This window comes from Rhizobium sp. BK181 (assembly GCF_014193305.1).
In the GTDB taxonomy this organism is placed as follows: Bacteria; Pseudomonadota; Alphaproteobacteria; order Rhizobiales; family Rhizobiaceae; genus Rhizobium.
The window spans coordinates 97,522-122,725 of record NZ_JACHZA010000015.1 but is presented as its reverse complement, the minus strand read 5'-3'; the positions used below and the strand labels follow the sequence as shown (position 1 = coordinate 122,725).

General features: G+C 60.6%; 16 protein-coding genes and 1 riboswitch. Of the genes, 9 read left to right on the top strand and 7 right to left on the bottom strand.

Going from position 1 to position 25,204, the window contains the following annotated elements; translation table 11 throughout:
• Window positions 1-194 precede the first annotated feature (194 nt).
• On the top strand, window positions 195-1,568 hold the full coding sequence (locus FHT77_RS24920) for a class II 3-deoxy-7-phosphoheptulonate synthase (protein WP_016554184.1): 1,374 nt from the start codon (window positions 195-197) through the stop codon (window positions 1,566-1,568).
• 196 nt (window positions 1,569-1,764) lie between these two features.
• Here the strand turns inward: FHT77_RS24920 and FHT77_RS24915 are convergent, their stop codons facing one another.
• From FHT77_RS24915 to FHT77_RS24905, 3 genes are all read right to left on the bottom strand, one after another.
• On the bottom strand, window positions 1,765-2,640 hold the full coding sequence (locus FHT77_RS24915) for a hypothetical protein (RefSeq protein ID WP_183757498.1): 876 nt from the start codon (window positions 2,638-2,640) through the stop codon (window positions 1,765-1,767).
• Between the two features lie 133 nt (window positions 2,641-2,773).
• Window positions 2,774-3,298 carry a DUF1003 domain-containing protein gene (locus FHT77_RS24910; RefSeq protein ID WP_183757497.1) on the bottom strand — a complete coding sequence of 175 codons (525 nt, stop codon included), beginning with the start codon at window positions 3,296-3,298 and terminating at the stop codon, window positions 2,774-2,776.
• Window positions 3,299-3,379: 81 nt separating this feature from the next.
• On the bottom strand, window positions 3,380-5,293 hold the full coding sequence (locus tag FHT77_RS24905) for an LTA synthase family protein (RefSeq protein ID WP_409527472.1): 1,914 nt from the start codon (window positions 5,291-5,293) through the stop codon (window positions 3,380-3,382).
• A gap of 220 nt (window positions 5,294-5,513) precedes the next feature.
• Between FHT77_RS24905 and FHT77_RS24900 the strand changes: the two genes are divergently transcribed.
• On the top strand, window positions 5,514-6,347 hold the full coding sequence (locus FHT77_RS24900; RefSeq protein ID WP_183757495.1) for a TolB family protein: 834 nt from the start codon (window positions 5,514-5,516) through the stop codon (window positions 6,345-6,347).
• 25 nt (window positions 6,348-6,372) lie between these two features.
• Window positions 6,373-6,555: riboswitch (cobalamin riboswitch) on the top strand.
• 39 nt (window positions 6,556-6,594) lie between these two features.
• On the top strand, window positions 6,595-7,284 hold the full coding sequence (bluB, locus tag FHT77_RS24895; protein WP_183757494.1) for a 5,6-dimethylbenzimidazole synthase: 690 nt from the start codon (window positions 6,595-6,597) through the stop codon (window positions 7,282-7,284).
• Between the two features lie 6 nt (window positions 7,285-7,290).
• Here bluB and FHT77_RS24890 read toward each other — a convergent pair whose 3' ends face one another.
• Both FHT77_RS24890 and FHT77_RS24885 read right to left on the bottom strand, forming a co-directional pair.
• A complete protein-coding gene (locus FHT77_RS24890; RefSeq protein ID WP_183757493.1) occupies window positions 7,291-8,373 on the bottom strand; it encodes a DUF2865 domain-containing protein in 1,083 nt (360 codons plus the stop codon).
• Window positions 8,374-8,501: 128 nt separating this feature from the next.
• A complete protein-coding gene (locus FHT77_RS24885) occupies window positions 8,502-10,814 on the bottom strand; it encodes an NADP-dependent malic enzyme (protein ID WP_183757492.1) in 2,313 nt (770 codons plus the stop codon).
• 226 nt (window positions 10,815-11,040) lie between these two features.
• Here FHT77_RS24885 and FHT77_RS24880 point away from each other — a divergent pair, with 226 nt between their 5' ends.
• On the top strand, window positions 11,041-11,865 hold the full coding sequence (locus FHT77_RS24880) for a UDP-2,3-diacylglucosamine diphosphatase (RefSeq protein ID WP_114712829.1): 825 nt from the start codon (window positions 11,041-11,043) through the stop codon (window positions 11,863-11,865).
• Between the two features lie 160 nt (window positions 11,866-12,025).
• Window positions 12,026-13,246, top strand: coding sequence for an MFS transporter (locus FHT77_RS24875; protein WP_183757491.1), 1,221 nt, complete (start codon window positions 12,026-12,028; stop codon window positions 13,244-13,246).
• Here FHT77_RS24875 and dgcA read toward each other — a convergent pair.
• Window positions 13,198-14,181, bottom strand: coding sequence for an N-acetyl-D-Glu racemase DgcA (gene dgcA, locus FHT77_RS24870; RefSeq protein WP_183757490.1), 984 nt, complete (start codon window positions 14,179-14,181; stop codon window positions 13,198-13,200). The genes FHT77_RS24875 and dgcA overlap by 49 nt on opposite strands.
• 99 nt (window positions 14,182-14,280) lie before the next feature.
• Here dgcA and FHT77_RS24865 point away from each other — a divergent pair, with 99 nt between their 5' ends.
• From FHT77_RS24865 to FHT77_RS24850, 4 genes are read left to right on the top strand one after another with little or no spacing between them, the layout of a single operon-like run.
• Window positions 14,281-15,450: an MlaE family lipid ABC transporter permease subunit gene (locus FHT77_RS24865; RefSeq protein WP_183757489.1), complete on the top strand. Its 1,170-nt coding sequence runs from the start codon at window positions 14,281-14,283 to the stop codon at window positions 15,448-15,450.
• A 9-nt stretch (window positions 15,451-15,459) separates the two neighbouring features.
• A complete protein-coding gene (locus FHT77_RS24860; RefSeq protein WP_183757488.1) occupies window positions 15,460-16,305 on the top strand; it encodes an ABC transporter ATP-binding protein in 846 nt (281 codons plus the stop codon).
• Window positions 16,306-16,314: 9 nt separating this feature from the next.
• A complete protein-coding gene (locus FHT77_RS24855) occupies window positions 16,315-17,685 on the top strand; it encodes an MlaD family protein (RefSeq protein ID WP_183757487.1) in 1,371 nt (456 codons plus the stop codon).
• Between the two features lie 22 nt (window positions 17,686-17,707).
• The gene (locus FHT77_RS24850) at window positions 17,708-18,316 is read left to right on the top strand and encodes an ABC-type transport auxiliary lipoprotein family protein (RefSeq protein WP_183757486.1); all 609 of its coding nucleotides are present in this window, start codon (window positions 17,708-17,710) and stop codon (window positions 18,314-18,316) included.
• A gap of 179 nt (window positions 18,317-18,495) precedes the next feature.
• Here the strand turns inward: FHT77_RS24850 and FHT77_RS24845 are convergent, their stop codons facing one another.
• Window positions 18,496-25,161 carry a hypothetical protein gene (locus FHT77_RS24845; protein ID WP_183757485.1) on the bottom strand — a complete coding sequence of 2,222 codons (6,666 nt, stop codon included), beginning with the start codon at window positions 25,159-25,161 and terminating at the stop codon, window positions 18,496-18,498.
• Window positions 25,162-25,204 lie beyond the last annotated feature (43 nt).

Genomic DNA, 25,204 nt, shown 5'->3' with positions numbered 1-25,204 from the left:
GACCGTTAAATTGCGCGCCTATGTTTGAAAACGCGGCGCGGAATTCCTTTATATCGGCTGTTGTTGGTCGATTGAATCAGTAACGCCAAAGAGCGGAACGCCGCTATGCAAGATGACGCTAACGGTTTATAAGCCGCCCAACATTTTTAGGACGGAACATCCGGACGGACCGGATGCTGGAGCAGGTGAGTGACATGGCAGAGAATTGGACACCGAGCAGTTGGCGGCAAAAACCGATTCAGCAGGTTCCGGACTATCCGGACCAGGCGGCATTGGCAGCAACGGAAGCCACGCTCGCGTCCTATCCGCCACTCGTCTTTGCGGGAGAAGCTCGTCGCCTGAAAAAGCATCTTGCAAACGTCGCTGAAGGCAATGGCTTTCTGCTACAGGGCGGAGATTGTGCAGAAAGCTTCGCCGAGCACGGCGCGGATAACATCCGGGACTTCTTCCGTGCATTCCTGCAGATGGCCGTTGTGCTCACGTTCGGCGCACAGTTGCCGGTGGTCAAGGTCGGGCGTATCGCCGGCCAGTTTGCCAAGCCGCGTTCCTCCGGGATCGAGACGCAGAACGGCGTTTCGCTGCCGAGCTACCGTGGCGATATTGTCAATGGCATCGAGTTCACCGAGGAAGCCCGCGTTCCGAACCCGGAGCGGCAGGCGATGGCCTACCGTCAGTCGGCTGCGACGCTGAATCTGCTGCGCGCCTTCGCGATGGGTGGTTATGCCAACCTCGAGAACGTCCACCAGTGGATGCTCGGCTTCGTCAAGGACAGCCCGCAGGGCGAGCGCTACCGCAAGCTTGCCGGCCGCATCAGCGAAACCATGGATTTCATGAAGGCGATCGGTATCAGCGCGGAAAACAATCCGAGCCTGCGCGAGACTGACTTCTTCACCAGCCATGAGGCGCTGCTGCTGGGCTACGAAGAAGCGTTGACGCGCGTCGACTCGACGTCCGGCGACTGGTACGCAACGTCAGGCCACATGATCTGGATCGGCGACCGTACGCGCCAGGCGGACCATGCCCACGTCGAATACTGCCGCGGCATCAAGAACCCGATCGGTCTCAAGTGCGGCCCGTCGCTGCAGGCGGACGACCTTCTGAACCTCATCGACATCCTCAACCCGCAGAACGAGGCGGGCCGGTTGACGCTGATCTGCCGCTTCGGACACGACAAGGTCGCCGACCATCTGCCGCGGCTTATTCGCGCGGTTGAGCGCGAAGGCCGCAAGGTCGTCTGGTCCTGCGATCCGATGCACGGCAACACGATCACGCTGAACAACTACAAGACCCGCCCGTTCGAGCGGATCCTGTCGGAAGTCGAGAGCTTCTTCCAGATCCATCGCGCCGAGGGCTCGCATCCGGGCGGTATTCATATCGAGATGACCGGCAAGGATGTCACTGAATGCACTGGCGGCGCTCGTGCCGTAACGGCCGAAGATCTGCACGATCGCTACCACACGCATTGCGACCCGCGTCTCAATGCCGACCAGGCGCTGGAACTTGCCTTCCTCTTGGCAGAGCGCATGAAGGGCGGCCGCGACGAAAAGCGGATGGCCGCCAACGCCTGATCAAGGCGAATGTGAAAGAAAGAGCCCGGCGATGCCGGGCTTTTTTATTTGGGAACGGACCGACCGCTGGCAGCGGGGCATCGCATGTTGTGCCGATCCTGAGGTCAAGCGGCAGCGGCGTGTTTGCGGTTCGCCAATCGGTGCGATGCGGACCTGTCGCATACCGTTTCGCACCGACACGCGGGTTGGCAACCGGCTAGCTGATTTGGCCAGCGGCCCAGTGGATCGCCCTGTCCAGCTCGGCGAACTTTGCGGATTGCCAGTAGAAATAGTCCTCGATGAACGTGCGCGAGAGCCAAAGCGCGCCGCGGCTGCGTGGGCTCTCCCAACCAAGCAGGTCATCCATTTCGGCCTTCTTGAACATCCGCTTGAGGTTGGTCAGGGAGATACCGAATTCATTGGCGATTTCGCTGATGCTCACGCCTTTCAGCAGGATGCGATGCTGTTCACGCGCGTCGTCCGGGAGGCGGCTGATCAGATCATGCAGCACGAGGCCACCGACATCGGACCAGAGGAAGTGGCCGATGCTCGCCCGCGGCTCCTTCCACACCGGGTCCTGGATCAGGGCATGCGCGGCGCGCGGCTGTGCCAGATAAAAGAGCCGAGGGTCATCTGCGGTCAGGCTGCCGCGGTTGCCACCGTCGAGTTGATCAAGGCAGGCCATATGTCCCTGGAACCAGGAGGCCATGGCCTCCTCGCTCAGTTCCGTCGTCTCGAGGCGGCGGAGGCGCCGATCGGGTGTTTCATCGGGAGCATCCCGCAAAAACTTGTAGGCGATCAGTTCGGCAAGAAACGAGGCGGCCGTATTCTTGCTGGCGAGATCGAACTCCTTGGCGACCTGCATCATGCGACCGGCCGTAAGACCCGAGACCGGATTGCTTTTATCGCGTCCAGTATGCATGGCGAATAGCGTCTGTGTCAGCAGCCACTTCTGGTGCGACGCAGCAAGGCGGGCAAGGCGAGGAGCGCGCTTGTGGATGCCGATAAGATGGAGTGCGATCTGGCGTTCTATGGACAGAAATAGAGGGTGATGAAGGATTTCATCGCGAGTATGTGGCCTGCCAGTGAGCATTGTCTTGTACGGTCGGATCGGATTGGTTTCCGTTGCTCCTCCAACATTTGCGTCGATGTTTCAATGCGGGACTTGATTAGCGGATCGTTAATCAGTCGGTATAGTTAAATTCAAGCGGTTCCGGACGGTTGCATCAACTTGGTAGGCGCTGGTGTAGCCGTTCGATATCTTCGCGTAATGCTGCAATTTCCGTGAGCACGCGCATGTCTATCTTCTGATGCAGCGACAGAACTTCGAGTTCTGCTTTGAGATTGACCTCGTAGTCTTTGGCGGCCTCGAAACGATCGCGCTCAGCCTGACGGTTCTGCGACATCATGATGATCGGAGCCTGGATGGCGGCAAGCATCGACAGCACAAGATTGAGGAAGATGAAAGGATAAGGATCGAAAGCGCGTGTGAGCAGCACGATGGTGTTCACGACGCACCAGAAGACCAGAAAAAGCAGGAACGTAACAATGAAGTACCAGGAGCCGCCAACGCGGGCGATCGAATCCGCCAGGCGTTCGCCGACAGATGATTCGGCCCGCAGAGCCGCATTGATATCCGTCGAGATTATCTTGCGCTCATGGGCCTTTGCGAGGACGCGCTTCTCGATCTCGCCGAGTTCGTCGGCCGACTTGTCGAAGTGATGGTGGATGAAGTCCGATAGATTATGCATGGCTGACTCCGAATGCTAGATCGCTCGGGCGCCAGTATTCCCCAATGTTTTCAAATTGCAATGTGGACTTCTGTCGCTCTTTTACGTGCCTTGCGCATAGAGCCAGGCATGCTGTGGGAAGAAGCGATCAAGGGTCTCGGCCTTGCCGAACATGATGTCGTGCTGGAGGTATCGATAGTCCCGCACGAGAGGATCGAGGTTTTTTGGTTTCAACACCCAATCGGGCGACGGCGTATTGTCGCGCGCAATGAGCTGATAGCGGTCGATGACGCTGTACTTTTTCTGCACGCGACCGAGGAAGCCCGTATAGTAGGGATGCTCGAAGCCGGCGAACTTCAGAAGATGATAGGGAAGCAGTGACGGGCTGATAGTGCCGACATCCTTCTTGCTGCCCTTCTTGTTCGACCAGATCACGAGCGGGGTCTCGTGCTCCTGTTTCATGACGCTGACCGATGCCTTGCGGGTCGCAACCTGATCCGGCATGTAGCCCGTCGCCATGTAGACGTTGCCGAGCGGAGGCAAGTGGTCGCCCCAGAGCACGATGATTGTTTCACGGTCGCGCTTCTTAGCCCAATCCATCAGCATCTTGAGGCTATCGTCGGCTTCCTTGATCCCCTGTGTGTAGGTGGCGAGCGTCGCCCGGTCCGCGTCGTTCAGGTTGCCCTGTATGTCGATGCTGTTGTGCGCATAGCGGTTCGGCTCGTAAGGGCCGTGTCCCTGAAGAGTGACCCCGAAGAAAAAGAACGGGCGATCAAGGCCGTCGGCTTCGTTGATGATCTCCTTCATGAGGGACTCGTCCGAAGCGAAGATGCCCCTTTTCTCCATCGGCGGCAGGGTTTCTTCCGAGCGGAACTGCTCGAAGCCGAAATCCTTGTAGACTTCGTTGCGGTTCCAGAACCAGCCGCTGAAGGGGTGCAGCGAACGGGCAGCATAGCCTTCGCCGCGGAAGAACGTCGCAAGCGAAGGAAGGTTGCCTCTAATATACTGCTGATACGGGATGCTGCCGTAGGGCAGGAAGGCATTCGAGAATCCCGTCAGCGCTTCGAATTCGACGTTGGCCGTCATCCCCCCGAACTCGGGCGAGAAGACGTAACCCGACTGCGCGGCGCGGATGTTCGGCATGGGATCGGGCGACATGCTGATGTTCCTCAACCTGGTCGGATCCCAGAAGGATTCGCTCATCAGCATGATCACGTCGGGCTTTTCGCGCGGGCCGCTGAGGTAACCGTAGTTACGGCCGGGAATGGCATCGAGCGCCTGTGCACCGAAGCCGGCTGGCGCTGCCACGTCGGCCATCGGAATATTGAAGATGAAGGCCAGGATGAAGCCGTTGCTGCGGTAGTTTTCCTTCTGGTCCCACATCATCGGAACGACCTGAAGACGGTCGCGTATGTAGGAGTATTTGGAATAGTCCATCAGCGTGCCGAAGGCGGCGACGACAGGCAGGCCGATGCAGAGGTGACGCAGGCGAGTGGTCTTCGAAAGCCGCGGAAAGTGGCGCCAGGCGAAATGCCAGAGCGCGGCAATCGCGGCAACGGAAAGAATGATGCCAACGAGCATGGCGACGGCGGTCCACGGTCGGTCGCGCACCATCACCGGCAGCAATTCCATGATCTGCCGTCCGAAGAGGACGTCTGACGGATAAAGAGGATCCGAAAGGTAGTGCTGCTTTTGGTTGGAGACGATAGCCGGGACGATAACCACCGGCAGAACGATCAATGCCGAAATGAATCGCCTTCCCAGGGCTGCATCCAGAGAGAGCATCAGGACGGTCAGCATCGCGACGGTGGTGATACCGGGACGTGCCGGCGACGTCAGGAATTCCCCAACGTCGGCCAGCCCATCGCGCGCAATAATTTCAACCGCTACGGTGGCGAAAACGGCAATGAGAGCGGAAAGGCTGATGGCCAGGGCCGTCCGTATAGCCGGCGACTGTGCGCTTCCCCGGACACCGGTGGAAAGCGACGCAACCCGCGTTGCCGCTGCGGACCTCATTACCAACGCGATCAACTGAAAAACTCCAACGTCATAAAAGCTTCACTGAACTGTCACACCTTCGTCATGAACGCTAGATGAACCGTTAGGTTTCCAGCATTTGTGATTGGTGGATAAGGGCCGAGGGCCGTGTGCCCGACACCCATCGCTACCCCGCGTCGACTTGTGCTCGGTGGCGAGGCATCGTAGGTCAGGGGAATCGATGTCAGGAGGATTTAGATTGAGAAGTTCCGTCGAGATCTATAATGTCAGAACGGGCGAGGCGCGCGTGGTCTGGCAGACCGCGCAATTGGTGGAAGCGCCGAACTTTTCGCCGGACGGAAGCTATCTTCTGCTGAATGGCGACGGGCTTCTTTACCGGCTGGCGCTAGACGGTTCGGGCAAGGTCGCTGAGGTGGATACTGGCTTTGCCAGGACCTGCAACAATGATCATGGCATCTCGCCTGACGGCCGTGAGATCGTCATCTCCGATAAGACGGAATTCGGGAAGTCGACGATCTATGTGCTTCCGGCCGAAGGCGGGACGCCGCGACTTGTGACGCAAAATCAGCCGTCCTATTGGCACGGCTGGTCGCCCGACGGAAAAGAACTCGCCTATTGCGGCATCCGCAACGACCTGTTCGATATCTACACGATCTCTGTGGCAGGCGGCGAAGAAAAGCGGCTGACACACGGCGAAGGACGCAATGACGGGCCGGACTATTCGGCGGACGGCCAATGGATCTATTTCAATTCCAGCCGCACCGGCCTCATGCAGATCTGGCGGATCCATCCCGACGGGACCGGGCTCGAGCAGATCACCAGTGACAATTACGGGAACTGGTTTGCTCATCCATCGCCCAATAATGACAAGGTTCTGATCCTTTCCTATGATCCTGATGTCTTCGACCATCCGCGTGATCTCGATGTTCGCCTGCGGCTGATGGACATGGACGGTGGAAACCTGACGACGCTCTTCGATCTTTTCGGCGGACAGGGAACGATCAACGTGCCCAACTGGTCGCCGTCAGGCGATGAGTTCGCCTATGTGCGTTACTATCCCGTCTCTGCGTGAAGGATTGCGTCGAGCGAGTTTTGCCGGCATAGAACTTCCGTCGGGTGCCTGCCTCAGGTGGGAGAATCGGGAATTCGGTGAGAGACCGGAACGTGCCCAACGCTGTAAGGCTGACGTCTGCCGCATCAAGCCACTGGTCCAGCACCGGGAAGGCGCGGCAGTCGGATGATGCCAAGTCAGAAGACCGGCCCGACATCATAGACTGACCTGCGTGGACGGCGGGCGGTTGTATTGTTGGGGATTGACGATGCGACCAGACCATTCAGGCTCCCTGTCGGGAGCCGCAGCCTTTTCGACCGAGGAACGTGACGCCGTTTATCGTGCGATCTCGACGCGTCGCGATGTCCGTTCGGAGTTTCTCCCGGATCCGATACCGGACGACGTTGTCCGCAGGCTCTTGACCGCCGCGCACCACGCGCCGTCGGTTGGGTTCATGCAGCCTTGGAATTTCGTCCTGGTGCGCGATCAGCAGGTGAAAGAGGCAGTATGGCAAGCCTTCGATCGCGCCAATCGCGAGGCGGCCGAGATGTTTGAGGGCGAGCGGCAGCAGCTCTACCTGTCGCTGAAGCTTGAAGGCATCCGAACCGCGCCACTCAGCATCTGTGTGACCTGCGATCCGGATCGCTGCGGCGATGTCGTTCTTGGTCGAACGCACAATCGGCGGATGGATTCCTATTCGACGGTGTGCGCCGTGCAGAATTTGTGGCTGGCTGCCCGAGCCGAAGGTATCGGGGTTGGTTGGGTGAGCATTTTTCACGAGTCCGATATCAAGCAAATCCTCGGTGTGCCGGATCGCGTCGAGATCGTTGCCTGGCTCTGCGTCGGGTATGTCGATCAGCTTTATGACCAGCCGGAGCTGGCGGCCAAAGGTTGGCGTCAGCGGCTGCCGCTGGAGGAACTCGTGTTCACTGACCGTTGGGACAATTCGCTCGACTGAGGGTGGCTACTGTTGCTGCGGCTGAGGGCCCGGCTTTGCCGGGTTCTTCAGGTCGATCGTGCCTTGGTCGCCGGCCAGGAACTGTGGGCCGATCTGGCGGACCTTGCTGGTTGCCGGATCGTAAGGCCTGTCAGGTGCCTGCGGCTGCGAAGCCGCGGGGGTAACGGACTGGACCTTGGCCTCGGGCTTTTTGGTTTCGATCGTCGTGATTGATCCCTGCTGTGGCGGCTCGCTGAGTGATTGGCTTTTTCGCATCCGCTCGTAGTAGCCGTTGAGATCGCAACTGCAGGACGATTTTTCGCCAGGCTTGCGGTTCTTGTAGGCGAAGGCATTCGGCATGGCGCTGTAGGGAGCGCCCGTCGCGGCCGAAATCATCTGTGATGTCTCGGTGCTCGAGACGTCATGATAGAAAAGCTCGGTGTCGATCCCTGGACACATCTTCGAGCAGGTATCTGCGTCACGGGGGAAGTCCTGGGAGGTCGCATTCGAGCTCAATGGGAAGAAGCCGCCGTCGCAGGTTCGGACGCAAACGGTGTTCAGATGAGAGAGAGTCGACATGCCGAAACCGTATCGGCGCTGGTTAGGATCGTCACCTAAAGGTATGAAGGTGTCGTTGCGCATAGCCTGGTCTTCGATGCTCGGCGGCGCCGCGTATCCCTCTGCGCGGTCCTCGGGCCACTGCTCGTCATTGCAGCCGTTGTCGTCGAGTGCCGCCAGCAGCTCGTTTCTCGTGCGCACATCCTGGCTCTGGCCACGCAATTCATCGCGCCGCTGCTGCAGATAACGGATGTTGTCGACCATCTTGCTCTCTGCGCGCTCGAGCTCGCCGCAATAGCCGTCGTCATCGCCGATCACGACCATGCTGCCGCTCGTGCAACCGTTCTGGCGCAGATCGCTGCGGAGCTTGCGCAGTTCAAGGTTCTGTTCTGCAATGGCACTGGCGAATTTGCGCACCTCAGGCGTGCTGCCAATGATCTCAGGCAGGTCGGCGAGCCGCGCCCGCAGGTCGCCACAGATTGCCGGCACCTGGGCATGGGCCAGGCCGGTGAAGGCAAGCACTGTTGCGAGTGACAGAATCCAGCGGTTCAAGGCACGGTCCCATCGGTGAGCAAATACGAGCGGTCATAGGCGCGGCGTTGTGCCTCGCCTCTGCCGCGAGCCTGCTTGTTAGCAGGCTGCGGTTGAAATCTTAGCGCATTTTCTCCATCGGCCGCAAATCACGCTGGCTGTGAAGCCTCGACGACGGCGAGGGCGGCCATGTTGACGACGCCGCGCGAAGTCACGGACGGCGCCAGGATATGCGCTGGGAGTGCAGCGCCAAGCAGGATCGGTCCCACATGCAATCCGTCGATCATCGATTTCACGACGCCGAGCGTGATGTTTGCCGCATCGAGGTTCGGGAAGACCAGCAGGTTCGCTTCGTCGTGCAGAGTGGTGTCAGGCATGACACGCTTGCGCAAGGCGTCGGAGATGGCGCTTTCGCCGTGCATCTCGCCGTCCACTTCGAGCTCAGGCGCAGCCTCGCGCACAAGCTGAAGCGCAGCGCGCATCTTCGTCGCACTCTCGGATTCACGCGAACCGAAATTCGAATGGGATACGAGAGCAGCGCGCGGGGTGATGCCGAAGCGCTTGATTTCCTCGGCGGCAAGAACTGTCGACTCGGCAATTTCCTCGGCGCTCGGATTGAAGGTGACATAGGTGTCGGTGAAGAAAGTGGCGCCGCGCTGGGAAATCAGCAGGCTGAGCGCCGAGAAATCGCAGACGTCGTGCCTCTTGCCGATGATCTGACGGACATCGCGGAGATGCTTTTCATAGCGGCCTTCCAGGCCGCAGATCAGTGCATCCGCTTCGCCCCGCTTCAGCGCCAGTGCACCAATCACAGTCGTGTTGGTACGAACGATCGTGCGGGCGGCCTCCGGAATGACCCCACGGCGTCCGACCAGCGAGAAGTAGAGATCGACATACTCGCGGAAGCGCGGGTCGTCTTCCGGGTTGATGACGGCGAAATCCGAAAGCGGCCTGATGCGCAGGCCGTAGCGCTGCAGGCGCGTTTCGATGACCGACGGGCGGCCGATCAGGATCGGCTCGGCAATCCCTTCCTCAAGCAGAACCTGCGCGGCGCGCAGGACGCGCTCGTCTTCACCTTCGGAGAAGATTACCCGCTTGCGCTCGGCATTCTTCGCGGCGGCAAAGATCGGCTTCATGATGAAGCCCGAACGGAAGACGAAGCGGTTAAGCTGGTCGAGGTAGGCGTCGAAATCCGCGATCGGACGCAACGCGACGCCGCTTTCGGCCGCGGCCTTTGCGACTGCAGGGGCGATGCGCAGGATCAGGCGCGGGTCGAAGGGCGAGGGGATCAGGTAGTTGGGGCCAAAGACAGGAGTTTCGCCCGAATACGCACGGGCGGCGACGTCGGATGGTTCCTCGCGCGCCAATGCCGCGATGGCGCGCACGGCGGCCATCTTCATTTCCTCGTTGATCGTGACTGCGCCGCAATCCAACGCACCGCGGAAGATATAGGGGAAGCAGAGAACGTTGTTCACCTGGTTCGGGAAATCGGAACGACCAGTGCAGATCATCGCATCGGGACGCGCTGCCCGGGCGAGATCGGGCATGATCTCCGGCGTCGGATTGGCGAGCGCCATGATCAGTGGGTTTTCGGCCATCTGCGCCAGCAGTTCCGGCTTCAGCACGCCGGCTGCGGAAAGGCCAAGGAAAACATCGGCCCCACTGATGTTTTCGGCAAGCGTGCGGGTGTCGCTTTTCTGGGCGTAAACGCTCTTCCATTCGTCCATCAGTTCGGTGCGGCCCTCGTAGACCAAACCTTCGATGTCGTGGACCCAGATATTTTCGCGCTTGGCGCCCAGCGTAACGAGCAGATTGAGGCAGGCAAGGGCGGCAGCGCCAGCGCCGGAGGCAACGATCTTGACCTCGTCGATCTTCTTGTTCGCCAGTTCGAGGCCATTGAGGATCGCCGCGGCGACGATGATGGCAGTGCCGTGCTGGTCATCGTGGAAAACCGGGATCTTCATGGTCTCGCGAAGGCGGCGCTCGATCTCGAAACATTCCGGCGCCTTGATATCCTCGAGATTAATGCCGCCGAAGGTCGGCTCGAGCGAGGCTACCGTCGAAACCATCTGATCGACGCTCGATGCCTCGACTTCGATGTCGAAGACGTCAATGTTGGCGAATTTCTTAAAGAGGACGGCCTTGCCTTCCATGACCGGCTTTGAGGCGAGCGGGCCGATATTGCCGAGCCCGAGAACGGCGGTGCCGTTGGATATGACCGCTACGAGATTGGCGCGCGACGTGTAGTCGGCGGCCGTCTCCGGATTGTCGCGGATTGCGAGACAGGGTGCTGCAACACCGGGGGAATAGGCCAATGCCAGGTCGCGCTGGTTGCCAAGCGGCTTGATCGCCTGGATCTCGAGCTTGCCCGGACGCGGATAGCGATGGAAATAGAGCGCCTGCTCATCGAGGCTTCCACCTACCAAATTCTTTTCCGTCTTGGACTTTTCGTGATGATCCATCATCGCCTCCGGGCTGCCGCATGCTGTCTTGAAGTGTTTTCAATACATCAAACGGCATGGCGGAACAGTCGGAATTTCCATCGAAATGCGAAAACAACGCGAATCTCTCCTGACATCCGCGCAGGTCGACAGGAGCCGGGAAAATCAACCGGGAAAGCGGCATGTCATCTTCCTGAAACACGACTCTGGTTTTGGAGAGGCAGGTGAACGATGGGACACGAGCAGGATGCTTGTGAGGGACAACATGGATACGCGGCACTTCCGTACGCTTTTCATTTCCGATGTGCATCTCGGCTCCAAAGCCGCGAAGGTGGACTTCCTGTTGGATTTTCTCAAGCATCACGACGCGGACACGATCTTTCTTGTCGGCGATATCGTCGATGGTTGGCGGCTGAAGCGAAGCTGGTACTGGCCGCAGGATTGCAACGACGTGGTGCAGAAGCTGCTGCGCAAGGCGCGCAAGGGCACGCGGGTTATCTATATCCCGGGCAATCACGACGAATTCCTCCGTGACTTTCCAGGCACCCATTTCGGCGGCATCGAGGTTGCCGAGCGGATGATGCACGAAACGGCCGACGGCAAGAAATACCTGGTCCTGCATGGCGACGAGTTCGACGTCGTCGTCCGCAATGCGCGCCTTCTCGCCTATCTCGGCGACTGGGCTTACGACATGGCGATCATGATCAACATCGGCCTGGCAGCGATCCGCCGCAAGATGGGTATGCCCTACTGGTCGTTTTCGGCGTGGGCCAAGCTGCAGGTCAAGCACGCTGTCAATTTCATAGGCGAGTTCCAGCGCGTCGTCGCCGACGAAGCCCGCAAGCATGGCGCAGACGGGGTGATCTGCGGTCACATCCATCATGCCGTGATGGAGGACATGGATGGCATCCGCTATATCAATACTGGCGACTGGGTCGAAAGCTGCACGGCGATCGCCGAACATCAGGATGGCACCTTCGAATTGATCGAGTGGCGTTCAATGAGCGGAATACAGCCAATCCCGATGGCTATCGGTCACCGCGAAAAGGAAGTCGCGCCGCAGGCTGCCTAGTCGCGGCCTTTGCTCCCGCAATTCACAGTATGAATTTAGCCCGTTGTGTCTTTGCGACAGGCCCTATTTATTTTCTAAAACGTTTTCGATGGGCAAGTTCTTGCCATAGTCGCCCTTAGGTTGACGTGCTAGGCAGCGTTCAGTTTCCTGCAGGTCCATCATGATTCCCGCTCAAAATCCTCCGGCAAGTGAGGGCGCGCCACCGCGCTTTCGGCTTCTCAGTGCCTTGTCTTACTGTGCACCTTTGCTTGTCAATGGCGTTGCCTTGCCCTTCTTCCCGATGTGGCTTGCGCTGCACGAGTTCAACGATCATCAGATCGGCGTCATCCTGGCAGTGCCGATGGTCGTACGCGTGCTCGTTGCACCTATTGTCGCCATGTATGCCGACCGCATGAAGGAGCGGGCGGATGTATTGCTGTTTTCCGGAAGCCTGTCGCTGCTGACGGCGATTGCGCTTTACTGGACAAATACGTTCTGGCCAGTGCTGATCGTCTATACCATCCAGGGCGCGACTTTTGCCTGTTACGTCCCGGTCGTGGAATCGATCGTGATCTCGGGTGTAAGGCGCTGGGGGCTGGACTACGGGTCGATGCGGGTTTGGGGCTCGATCGCGTTTATTGTGTCCACCCTGATTGGCGGGCAGTTGATTGGGCATTGGGGCGGAGAGATGGTGCTGCCCGTGATGACCTTTGGTTTCGTCACGACAGTGGTCATGGCGATCTATTGTCCGCGGATTGGTCCGACACGCAGACGTGGCACGCCTGTCGATATTTCGGCGGCGACCGGGAGTTCGTTGCGTCAACCGCATCTGCTGGCCTTGCTGATCGGAGTCGCCATCCAGCAATCGAGCCACGCGGTTCTGCAGGCTTTTGCGTCGCTCTACTGGCGTGAACTCGGTTTTTCCGGCACGCAGATCGCCGTGCTGTGGAGCGCCGGTGTCGCGGCCGAGGTGACGGTGTTCTTTCTCTCGCGCCGGCTGAACCGTCGGTTCAGCGCCTGGACCTTGATCCGCTTCGGTGCGGCCGTCAGCGTCTGCCGCTGGATACTGTTTCCGATGCACTGGGGCTTCTGGGGCTTCTTTCTGCTCCAGTGCATGCATTCCTGCACTTATGCGTTCGTGCATACCGGCGTGCAACGACGGATCGTTGCCACCGTCCAGGAGACCCAGGAATCGTCGGCCCAGGGCGCCTATTTCTTCTACAACGGCATGTTCCTGGGGCTGATGACAATTGCCTCCGGCTACCTCTACGCCTGGCTCGGCCTCGCCAGCTATTACGTCATGGCAGTGGTCGCCCTAATGGGCCTCTGTCTTGTAGTCGCGGCTTATTATCTTCAGCCCCAGAGGGTGATCTCCGGCGGCCAGACGAGCGAGGCCGTGTAGCGCAAACCCGGGTCGCGGTCTCGAGCGAGAAGCAGCGGCCCGTCAAGGTCAACGAACTCGGCATCCTGCGCCAGCAGCACGGCAGGCGCCATTGCCAGTGACGTGCCGACCATGCAGCCGACCATGATTTTGAAATCAAGGCGTTGCGCCTCTTTCTTCATGGCCAGCGCCTCTGTCAGTCCGCCGGTTTTGTCGAGCTTGATATTGATCGCGTCGTAGCGGTCACGAAGGCTCGCAAGATCGCCGGTGTGGTGGACGCTCTCATCCGCGCAGACGAGGACCGGCCGGCGAATCTCTGCAAGAAGTTCGTCCTTGCCTGCCGGCAGCGGTTGTTCGACCAAAGCGATACCCGCTTCGGCAGCAATGCGTAAATGGTGCTCCAGCGTGACTTCCGGCCAGCCTTCATTGGCGTCGAGGATAATTGCCGTATCCGGCGCAGCGGCGCGAACAGCGCGGATTCGGCTTTCGTCGTCACCAGTGCCGACCTTGACTTTCAAGAGCGCGCGGCCGGCATTTGCGCGCGCCTGGTCCGCCATCACGTCGGGCTCGCCGAGGGAGATCGTGAAGGCGGTCGTCAGCGATTGGGGCTTGATCAGGCCGAGGCTCTTGGCGACCGTGTTGCCCGAACTCTTGGCCTCAAGGTCCCAGAGGGCGCAGTCCACTGCATTGCGTGCGGCTCCTGGCGGCATGGCGCGCTGTAGCTCCAGGCGCGTCAGGCCAGCCTCGATCAACGGCCTTGCCGCTTCGATCTGTGCGGCAACACTCTCCATCGTCTCGCCGTAACGGCGATAGGGAACGCATTCGCCCCGGCCGGCGATCAGGTGCTCCCGGATTGTGCAGAGGATCACGTCTGCTGACGTCTTGGCGCCGCGCGAGATCGTAAACGTGCCTGAAATGGGGAAGGATTCCGTCTGAATTTCAAGTGACCGTGGCATATTTGCAATCCTGCGCGCATGGAAATTTGGTGTGGCTTGGGTATATTGATCCGAAGCGGCGAACCGTCAGTTCGCGAGTCGGCAATGTCGCCGTAAGCCTTGAAAGACACAAGCGTTTTGAAGTCCGAAACCCGTAACGCCGCCTCACTGCATGTGGACGACCAAACCCATGGATCGGGTCAGCTCGTTCACATCGAGGGGAACTGGCGGAGCGCGAACCTGCATCTCGTCTTGCGCGACTTCGAGAAGCTTACCGCCGCTCGATCCGGCGAGGTGACCCTCGATCTGTCGGGCGTAACGGATATCGACACGGCGGGTGTCTGGCTGCTCTGCCGACTGAAGAAGCAAGTTGAGGGCGCGGGCGGCACCGTGCGCTTCGAAGGCAGCAACGAACATATCGACGAAATGATCGCGGAGTTTTCCGAGGAGCCGCCGCCGCCCGACCAGGAGCCGCAACGACGTCCGGGCTTGGCGGAACGTATCTTCGCACCGATCGGCAAGATCACCTTCGATATCTGGAACAACCTCGCGGCCGCTATGTATATCCTCGGCTCCGCCGTGCGCGGCGCCCAGATGAAGTTCGGGCGGGGTAGCGGCGTTTCGCCAGCGTCGATCGTCAACCAGATCGACCATATGGGCGTACGCGCGGTCCCGATCATATTGCTGATGTCGTTCCTGATCGGCGCGATCATCGCACAGCAGGGCGCCTTTCAGCTCCGCTACTTCGGCGCCGAAGTCTTCGTCGTCGATCTGGTTGGCATTCTGCAGCTTCGCGAAATCGGCGTGCTTCTGACGGCGATCATGATCGCCGGCCGTTCCGGTAGCGCCATTACCGCCGAAATCGGCTCGATGAAGATGCGCGAGGAGGTTGATGCGCTGAAGGTGATGGGGCTCAATCCCGTCGGTGTTCTCATTTTTCCGCGACTGGTTGCCCTCACTGTGGCGTTGCCGCTGCTGACCGTGATTGCGAACTTTGCTTCGCTCGCCGGTGCAGCCGTCGTCGCCTGGGCGTACTCCGGCATCACCTTCGCGAACTTCATCTCGCGCCTGCATGAAGCGATTACGCTGTCGACGGTCCTGTCCGGGATGATCAAGGCGCCGTTCATGGCGCTGGTTATCGGTATCGTAGCGGCGGTTGAAGGCTTAAAAGTAGGCGGCAGCGCCGAGTCGCTTGGACAGCACGTGACCGCTGCGGTCGTGAAGGCGATCTTCGTCGTTATCCTCATGGACGGGCTTTTTGCCATGTTCTATGCGGCCATCAATTTCTAAGGATTGTACGTGGACGGACAGCCTACACAGACCGGGAACAATGAAGGACGGGATGTCGTGCTGTCGGCGCGCGGCGTGACGGTCGCTTTCGGGTCCAAGGTCGTTCTCGACAATCTGAACCTCGATATCTATCGCGGCGAAATTCTTGGCTTTGTCGGCGCCTCGGGGACGGGCAAGTCGGTGCTGATGCGGACCGTGCTTCGGCTGCTGCCGCGCCGCTCGGGAAACATCAAGATTCTCGGCCAGGATTTCGACGAGCTCGACGAGCCGCAGCGCAATGCACTCGATATGCGGCTCGGCGTGCTCTTTCAGCAGGGAGCGTTGTTTTCGTCGCTGACCGTGAAGGAGAACATCCAGGTGCCGATGCGCGAGTATCTGGACCTGCCGCAGTCCCTGATGGACGAACTGGCAAAATTGAAGATTCGACTGGTTGGGCTCGCGGCGGATGCTGCCGACAAATACCCGTCGGAGCTTTCGGGCGGCATGATTAAACGTGCGGCGCTGGCGCGCGCCTTGGCGCTCGACCCAGAACTGGTGTTCCTCGACGAGCCCACGTCAGGGCTCGACCCGATCGGTGCCGCGGAATTCGACGAGCTTATAGCGAGACTTAGGGACACGCTCGGGCTGACCGTCTACATGGTCACCCACGATCTCGACAGTCTCTTCTCGGTCTGTGATCGCATTGCTGTGCTTGGCAAGAAGCGGGTACTGGTCGAGGGAACGATCGACGACATGCTGGCCTACGACGATCCGTGGGTTCAGGCCTATTTCAAAGGCAAGCGGGCGCGTTCGATCGTGCCGCAGAGTGGCCACGCCGGCGAGAACAGCCTGGCGCAAGATAGCCGCGGGAAGTGAGCGGATACCATGGAAACAAAAGCGAACTACACGATTGTCGGCTTCTTCACGGTGCTCGTTATCGCAGCGGCGTTCGGTTTCGTGTATTGGATGGCCGAATACGGGCGTGGCGGTCCGACGGCGGAGCTGATCGTCCGCATTCCGGGCTCCGCGAACGGTTTGAGCGTCGGCTCGCCGGTGCGGTTCAACGGCATTCAGGTCGGCTCGGTCAAGTCGCTATCGATCGACGCCGATGATCCGAGCTTCTCACTCGCCTTCACCGAGGTGCGAGTCGACGCGCCGATCTATCCATCGACAAAAGCCATCCTGGAAATCCAGGGCTTGACGGGTGCGGCCTATATCGAACTCTCGGGTGGCAAGATCGGCGAAAAAAACATCCTTCAGCAATCGATCGATAGCGGCAAGCGAGCGGTGATCGTGGCGGATCAGTCGAGTGTCACGAATCTGCTGGCGACAGCGGATAAGATTCTGGACCGCGCCAACGATGCCATCGGGCAGGTTCAGGGGTTTGTGAAGGATGCGCGCGGGCCGCTAACGAAGACATTGCAGAACGCCGAGACGTTCTCCGACGCCTTGGCCAAGAACTCCGGCAACATCGACTCGTTCCTGCAAAGTGTCGGGCAGCTGTCCGATACCATTCGCAAGGTCTCGGGTCGCGTCGACTCGACGCTTGAGGCAATCGAGGCGCTTGTGAAGGCCGTCGACGCGAAGAAGATCGATACCATTCTCAGCAATGCCGAGAAAGTTAGCCGCGACGTCGCGGATGCATCTGGCAACTTCAAGGGAGCGATCCAGAAGTTCCAGGAAACGGCGACGACCTACAACGACCTCGGCAAGAAGGCACAGGCGACACTCGACCGCGTGGATACGCTTGTAGCACAGATCGATCCGGCCAAGGTCAAAGGGTCCGTCGACGACATCTCGCAGGCGACCAAGGATGCGCGCACCGCTGTCGCCTCGATCAAGGACGTCGCGAATACGGTTGCTGCGCGACAGAAGGACATCGATCAGACAATCCAGAACGTGTCGCAAATGGCGAACAAGCTGAACTCGGCGTCCACGCGCGTCGACGGAATTCTAGTCAAGCTGGATGCGCTGCTCGGGACCGACAACACGCAGTCGCTTTTTGCGCAAGCGCGTGACACGCTTACCTCCTTCAAGAAGGTGGCCGACAACCTCAATTCTCGCATTGGCCCGATCGCCGACAATCTGCAGAAATTTTCCAGCGGTGGACTGCGGGATATGCAGTCGCTGATCAACGACACACGCTCCACCGTACAAAACCTTAGCAATGCGATCAGTGACTTCGACCGCAATCCGCAGCGGCTGATCTTCGGCGGCGATACTGTAAAGCAATATGACGGCCGGACGCGGCGTTAAAAGGGACATTAGGGGAGCGCATATGGCCGTATCGGATCTGGTTCAGCGTCGTTCGTGGCTATCGACAACCGCGATCGCGCTGCCGCTATTGGCAGGCCTTGCCGGCTGCGGAACCTCTGCAAAGAACGACACCTACGATCTATCCGGGTCGGTGACCGGCAGTGGACCAGCGGCGAAAGGCCGGCAAATCCTGGTGCAGCAGCCGACTGCACTGAAGGCGATCGACAGCGAGCAGATCGTCGTTCGGGTCGCTCCTTCGCAAATACAGTATCTTTCCAAGGCGCAATGGGGCGACAAGCTGCCGCGCATTGTTCAAGCGAAGCTGGTCGAGGCCTATGAGAACTCGGGCAAGGTCGGTGGCGTCGGTGTACCGGGCCAGGGGCTGGCTATCGACTACCAGCTCGTGACGGATATCCGGTCCTTTGAGATCGACACCACCAGTGGTAGCCGCGCGGTTGTCGAGATCTCAGCGAAGATACTGAATGATCGCAACGGTACCGTACGCACTCAGAAGGTGTTCAGACAGGTCGTGCCTGCCGGTGGCTCCAACGATGGCCTGGTGAAGGGCCTTGATCGTGCATTCTCGGCCGTAGCCGCTGAGATCGTCGCGTGGACGCTGCAGTCGATCTGATTCTTGCGTGGGCGCGGACGGCAAGCGCCGCAAGCCCATGGAGGCGTAGCCGCGACAAATAGACGGACTGTGCGGCTTGGCCTGAAGTCTAAAGAAGGTCTTAGCCGAATCTTTGCAAGGGCAACTTCCGGAAATGCAAATGGCCGCCAAAAGGCGGCCATTTTTGATTTCCGAGCGCCTTACTTCAGCCGTCCGGCTGCGTGGGCGAGCATCGTATAGACCTTGCCGGTGTCCGAGGTCAGATAGGACTGGGTGATCGTCTTGTCGCGATCGCCGCGGGAGACATCGGCAAGCAGCTTCTCGAAGTCAGCGATATAGCGATCGACGGCGGTGCGGAACTCCGGCTCGCGATCGTACTTGCGCTTGATCTCGTCGAAGGTCTGCTGGCCCTTGAGCGTATAAAGCCGGCGGGTGAATACATCACGCTCGCCACGCTGATAGCGACGCCACAGATCGACCGATGCGTCATGATCGATCGCGCGGGCGATATCCACGGAAAGCGAATTCAAGGATTCGACGACGTGGCGCGGGTTGCGGCTGTCGGACGTGCGGGCCGGCGCCGGAGCGGGTGTCTCTGCGCGCGGTGCCGGTTGCCGTGCTGGAGCCTCATCGGCTGCCTCTTCACGCGAGGCTCCGCGCAGGAGGTCGCTGATCCAGCCGCCGGTTGCCGGGGAGGCCGGAGCCGGTGCGGCCACAGGTGCCCGCTGCGGTGTTGTGGTGGCAGGCGCCGGCGGTGTCAGCGAGCCGCGTAGACCGAAGTTTTCGATCGGCGAGGGTGTCACGGCAGGAGTCGGAGCCGGGACCGCCGGAGGAGCCGGTTGGGGTGCCTGCTGGGCAACAGCGGGCTGGGCCGGACGCGGGGCAGGCTGAGGTTGCGGCTGCGGAATGGCACGCGGCGCAGGCTCGGAAATCTCCAGTTGCTGGGTCGAACGACCAACGATGTGGGAGATATCCTGCAGCGCCTTGATCTGCTCGGCGACGGCTCGGCGCATTGCGGCAGCGCTCTCCTTGGCTTCCTCGGGAAGGTCGAATGCACCGCGCTTCAACTCGCTGCGGGTCATATCGAGTTCCTTGCGGATATCGCCGGCGGAGCGGCGAATTTCCTCGGTAGCACCGGAGAAGCGGGCCACAGCCTCGTCGACTGCTTCGCGAAGCGATTCGCGCATCTGCTGGGCCGCGCCGTCGGATTGGCGACCGGCTTCGCCAAGCATGCGCTCGACTTCCGAGAGAGATGCTGTCAGGCCGCCGCGCAGGCGGTTGGAAAGCTCTCCGGAACGGCGCTCGGCATTGCCGAATGCACCGTCGATTGTTGCGTTGGCTTCCTCTCCGGCCTTTTCCAGCGCTGCACGCATGGTCGCGGCGGCTTCCTCCGCACGCTTTTCGGTTTCAGAGAGAACGCGGCCTATGTCGGAGAACGAAGACTGCACGCTTTCACGCAGCGTCCCGCTGACCTGGTTGGAGCGCTGCTCGGCGCGGTCAAAGGCGGATTCGACCATGCCACCCAGAGAGCGCATCGTCTTTTCGATTTCCTCCGAGCGCTGGACGAGACCAACAGAAAGGTTCTGCAGCGCGGTTTCGCGATCCTCGAGGGTCGAGACGAGATTCGATTGAGCCGCCGCAAGCAGCCCGGATGCCTGGCTGAGGACCTTCGAATGCTCGTCGAAGCGACCGATGATCCCACCGACCTGGGCAAGCGTCTGGCCGGAGATATCGGAGAGACGATCGACCTTGCCCTCGAGCAGACGCGTCGATGCAGACACCATCTCAGCGGCCTTCGATGCGGACTCGGTGAAGCGCGAGGTCGTATCGCCGAGGCGGCCATCGACCGCGGCCAGATTCTCGGTCGCACGGCTCATCATCTGGCCCATGGCGGAACTGTTGTCCGACAGGCGCTCGATCAGCTGGTTGACGTTGGTAAGCAGGCTGCTTTCCATCGCATCGACGGCGGAAGACGCACTCTCGGTGCGTGCGGCAATCGCGTTGATCAAGGCTTCGTTTTCGCTGCGAAGGCGCTCGGTGCTCCGTTCGGTTGCCGCAGTGATGCGAGCGGCGGCGTCCTTGCCAGCCTCAGCGTAACGGTCGATCAGTGGGCGTGCGGTCTCGTCGAGGATGCGGGACAGCTCGGTGGAGCGGCCGGCAAGCATCGAGTTGAGTTCGCGCGTACGGTCGTCCAGGGTCGTGCGGATGGCGCTGCCGCGTGCCTCGAGCGCCTTTTCGACGTCCGTCAACGTCGAGTCGATTTCGCGTGTGCGATCTTCCAGGCTTGAGCGGATCGCGTTCCCGCGCGCTTCCAGGGCGCGTTCCACTTCAGCCATAGTCGAGGCGATTCCCTCGCTTGCGTCGGAAATCGTCGTGCGGATGCCGGCGCCATGGCTTTCGAAGGTCTCCTGGGCGTCGCCCAGGGCACGGGAAATGGCACCAACCTGGCCACTGACCAAGGTCTCGGCTTCCGCGACTTTCTTGATGATTGCGTTGCCAGCTTCCGAGAAGGTTTGAGCGACGGCCGCTGCCTGGCCGGCGAGGCGGTTCTGGGCTTCCGAGACGCGACCGACGATCTGTTCGGAGCGTTCTTCGATTGCGCGGCTGAACTCGTTGCTTTTGCCTTCGAGGCTTTCGGCAAACTGCTGCCCCGTACGGCCGAGGTTTTCGGCGGCCCGGGCGGCTTCGTCATCCATTCCCTGTGTCGTTTCAGCGACCGCGCTACGCAGCGATGCAGCAAGGCCGGCGGCCTTGCCTTCAATTGTCCGGTTGACCGCGTCCAGGCCGACCGTCAGGGCTCGGTCCATGGTCGACAGGCGTTCTTCGATACGCGCACTGCCACGTTCCATTGCCTCGCCGATGCTTGCCGTGCGGGTGTCTATGCCGGAGGTCAGATTGGCCGTGCGGCTGTCGATTTCCGTCGTGAGGTTGGCGGTGCGGCCATCAAGCGTTTCGGCAAACTTTGCGGCGCTGTCGTTGAGCGCCGCCGCAATCCGGTCGGTTGCTTCTTCGCCAAGCGTTCCGAGGCGGGAGATACCGTCGGACAATGTGTCGGACAGGCGACCGCCAGCAGCATCGACCTGCTCGGCGACACCGCCGACGCCGTCACGAATGCGATTCTCGAGAGCGGCAAGGCCGGCTTCGACACGAGAGCCCGTTTCCGCAAAGCGGCCGGTCATGCCCTCGATGGACTGGTCGAGCTGCGAAGAGAAGGTTTCCGCCGACCGCGAGATCTCGCTAGCGGACTCCTGGAACCGACCGGCAATGTGGCCCGTGCTGTCGCGCAGCCGATCTTCGAGCGCCCGGGCGCTGTTGTCGATCGTCTGGCGAAGCGAGACCTCATGGTCTTCCAGCGACATTTCCAGCATGCCGACACTGGTCGCGATCGATGCGCCAATCGTCGTCGCCTGATCGGAGAGCGTGTCACTGATGCGGCTGTGCGCATCGCTGAGCGCCAGATTGATCGCCTGCTCGCGATCAGCCAGCGTCGAACGAATGCGCTCATGGGCCGATTCCAAGCCCCCTTCAATGCGCGTCGCGGCATTGCCGGTCAGAGCCTCGAAGCGATCGTGGGCGGCGGCAAGGCCTCCTTCGATCCGGGATGCGGCGCTGCCGTGCAGTGTCTCTAGTCGCTGATGCGCATCGCTCAAGCTGTATTCGATGCGGCTGGCGGCGCTGCCGGTGAGTTGCTCGATACGGTCTCCGCCGGTCGAAAGCGTGCCGGCCAGCGTCGCTGCGTGATCGCTCAGCGAACGCTCGAGGCGTTCCTGGCTCTCGGTGTAAGCGCTCCGAATTGCGTCGGACTTGTCCACGAGGGCGCCGGCAACGCGAGATTCTGCGCCAGCCACTGTGTCGAGCAACGCATTGGTGCGCGCTTCCAGCGCGTCGTCAAAGCGGCTCTGGCTTTCGCTGAAGGAGATCGCGAGCGCCATGGCCTTCTCGTCGAGCGTATCGGAAAGACGGTCCTGAACCGTGGCAATCGAATTGGCGATGGTATCGACGCGCCGCCCAAGCGCGTCCTCGATGCGGCTGTGACCCTCGTTCAATGATACGGCGAGCGCCATGACGCGATCATCGAGCGCTTCGGTGATCCGGTCATGACCGCCGGTGAGTGAATGGCTGATCGCGTCAGCATGATGACCGAGCGTGTCTTCGAGACGGGTCTGGCTCTCGTTCAGGGAAATGGCGAGCGCCATTGCCCTATCGTCGAGAGCTTCCGTGAGCTTCTCGTGGCCGCCGGCGATCTGGTTGGAGATCGTTTCGACATGGTGACCGAGTGCGTCGGCAAGGCGGGATTGTCCCTCGTTGAGGGAGATGGCGAGCGCCATCGCCTTGTCATCCAGAACGTCGCTGAGCTTCTCGTGGCTGCCGGTGAGCTGGTTTGCGACCTTCTCGACATGGTGGCTGAGCGTGTCGGCGAGGCGGGACTGCCCCTCGTTCAACGAGATGGCGAGCGTCATCGCCTTGTCGTCGAGGACTTCGCTGAGTTTGTCGTGGCCACCTGCGAGCTGGTTTGCGACGGTCTCAATATGGTGACTAAGCGTATCGGCGAGGCGGGATTGGCCCTCATTGAGCGAAATGGCGAGCGTCATCGCCTTCTCATCAAGAGTGTCGGCGAACCGTTCGTGGCCGCTGGCCATCGAAGCCGCGATCGAGTCGGCACGCTTGGCGATCGTATCCTCGAAGCGGTTCTGGCTTTCGTCGAGCGAGATCGCGAGTGTCATCGCCTTGTCGTCGAGCGTATCGGCAAGGCGCTCATGGCTGCCCGCGACGGCGTTGATGATTGCTTCGGAACGGCTTGCAAGGGTGCTCTCGAACCGTTCCTGGCTGTCGGCGAGGGCTGTCGTCAGCGCGCCACCGCGATTGGCCATGACGCCGTCGATCCGTTCGTGCGCCGAGTCGAGCGCCTGCGTGATATCAGCGGCGCGCCTCGAGATCATCGTGTTCAGATCGTCGGCACGGCCAAAGGCCGAAGTGATCTGCTCGGTACCGGCGGATACCGCGGAACTCAGGTCGGAGGTCGTGGACAGCAGCGTGTCGCGGAACTCCGTCGCCCGCGCCGAGAGGTTGTTGTGAAGTTCCGACGTGCCGGATGCCAGCGCTAGCGAGATTTCGGAGGTTGCGTGGCTTAACGCCGACGTCATACCCGTCGTGTGGGTATGGATCGCTTCGGTAACCTCGGAAACCTTGCCTGCCAGCGAGCTTTCCATGACTTCCTGGCTGGTCGCGAGGGCCGTTGCCAGTGCGAAGGACTGGTCGGTCAGCGATGCGCCAAGCCGGTCGATGCTCGAGCTCAGAATGCCGTTCAGGGACTCCGAGCCACCGGTCATCGTCTCGTTGATGCGATTCAGGCTCTCCATGAGCTTCGTATCGAGCGAGCCGGCCCGCTTGTCGAAGGCGTTGGCGAATTCAGCAACGCGTTCATCGAACGAGGTCGACAGCTGCGCGACCGTCGCCTGCAGTCTCTCGTCGAAGAAGCCGGAGCGCAGGTCGAGATCCATGATAGTGTCGTCGACACTGGATTGCAGGCTTTGGCGGAAGCTCGAACCCTTCTCGTCGAGAGCACTGTTCAGCTTGGAGAGGACGTCATCAAGCGTGGTGCTGATTGTGCGTTCGCCGCCCGTCAGGCTCTCGTTAATCTCGCGGGTGCGGGCAATCAGGATCTCGTTCAGCTGTCGGGCACGATCGTTCAGCGCCGCGTTCAGCTTCTCGGCGTTGCTGTCCATCGTCGACGCACGCGTCTCGAACTGACGAAGGATCTGATCTCCGTGTTCGCTCAGGCTCGACGTGAGAGAGTCCAACCGTGTGTCGAATTCGTTGGTGAGCGCGAAGCCGGAGGAGGTCAGCGTTTGCAGCAGCGAATCCGTCTTAGCCGCGAGCAGCGTGCCCAGCGACTGGATCGCCGACTCCGATTTTTCAGTGATCGCCGCGGCGCGGGTGTCGATCATCGACGCGAAGGCTTCGCCGGAGGTTGCGAGGCGTACCGCGATTTCCTCTGTCGCAAGCGACAGGTCTTCCTTGAGCTGATCGTGGACGCCTGAGATCGACGTACGAATGCGCTCGGCGTGGTTGACGATCGCTTCGCGCTCCGAGCCAAGCTCGTGTACGAGGCCGCGCACGCGCAATTCGTTGTCGGCGTAGCTGCGCTCGAGCGCGTTGACCTCGGAGTGGACGAGGGTTTCCAGTTCGGACGCACGGGCAATGGTGCGCTCGATGCCCTCGTTCATTGCCGAGACTTCGCGGCGAACCGCCTGGCCGACCGTCATGATGCGTTCGGAGGCAACGGTCTCAGGCTCCGAGAGGCGGAGCGCAACTTCGGCCATGGAGCGTGCGGCGTTGCGCATGTCCTGGGCGCGGGCCATCATGACCGCGAAGGCATAAAACAGCAGCACCGGCACGATAATGCCGATAAAGCCGGCGATGACGCCGGGCAGTCCCAAAAGATCGGCGATCGAGCGGATCTGCCAGATCTGCGGCGAATAGAGCAGGGCCATCAGGCCGAGTCCGCCGACGATCCACAAAAGCGACACGAGGGTTGCATTGCGCATAGCCGATCGGCTGGAGCCGTTCTCGAGGGACTTCAGAAGCGAAGCCGGCGATATCCGGTTGGCGTCGTTGGCGGCGAAGGATGGAGCACGTGACGGCTGTTCGGGCTGGCGAGGCGTGCTAGCAGCGCGGGCGCGCTTGGCATCGGTCTGGTTCTGCTGATTGCGGGCACTTGGTGTTTCGGACAATTTGGCCTCCGGGGCGTCGGTCTTGCCGTTGCGAGACAGCGTATCGTCTTCTCCGAAGTCGATCTGGAGCGCTTCGTCCAATGCCTTGAACGCCTTGTCCTCGATCGACTCGTTGTACTTGTTGTTCGCCATTTACGTTACGCCTCGTTACATCCCAGCCGGTTCAACAACGCAT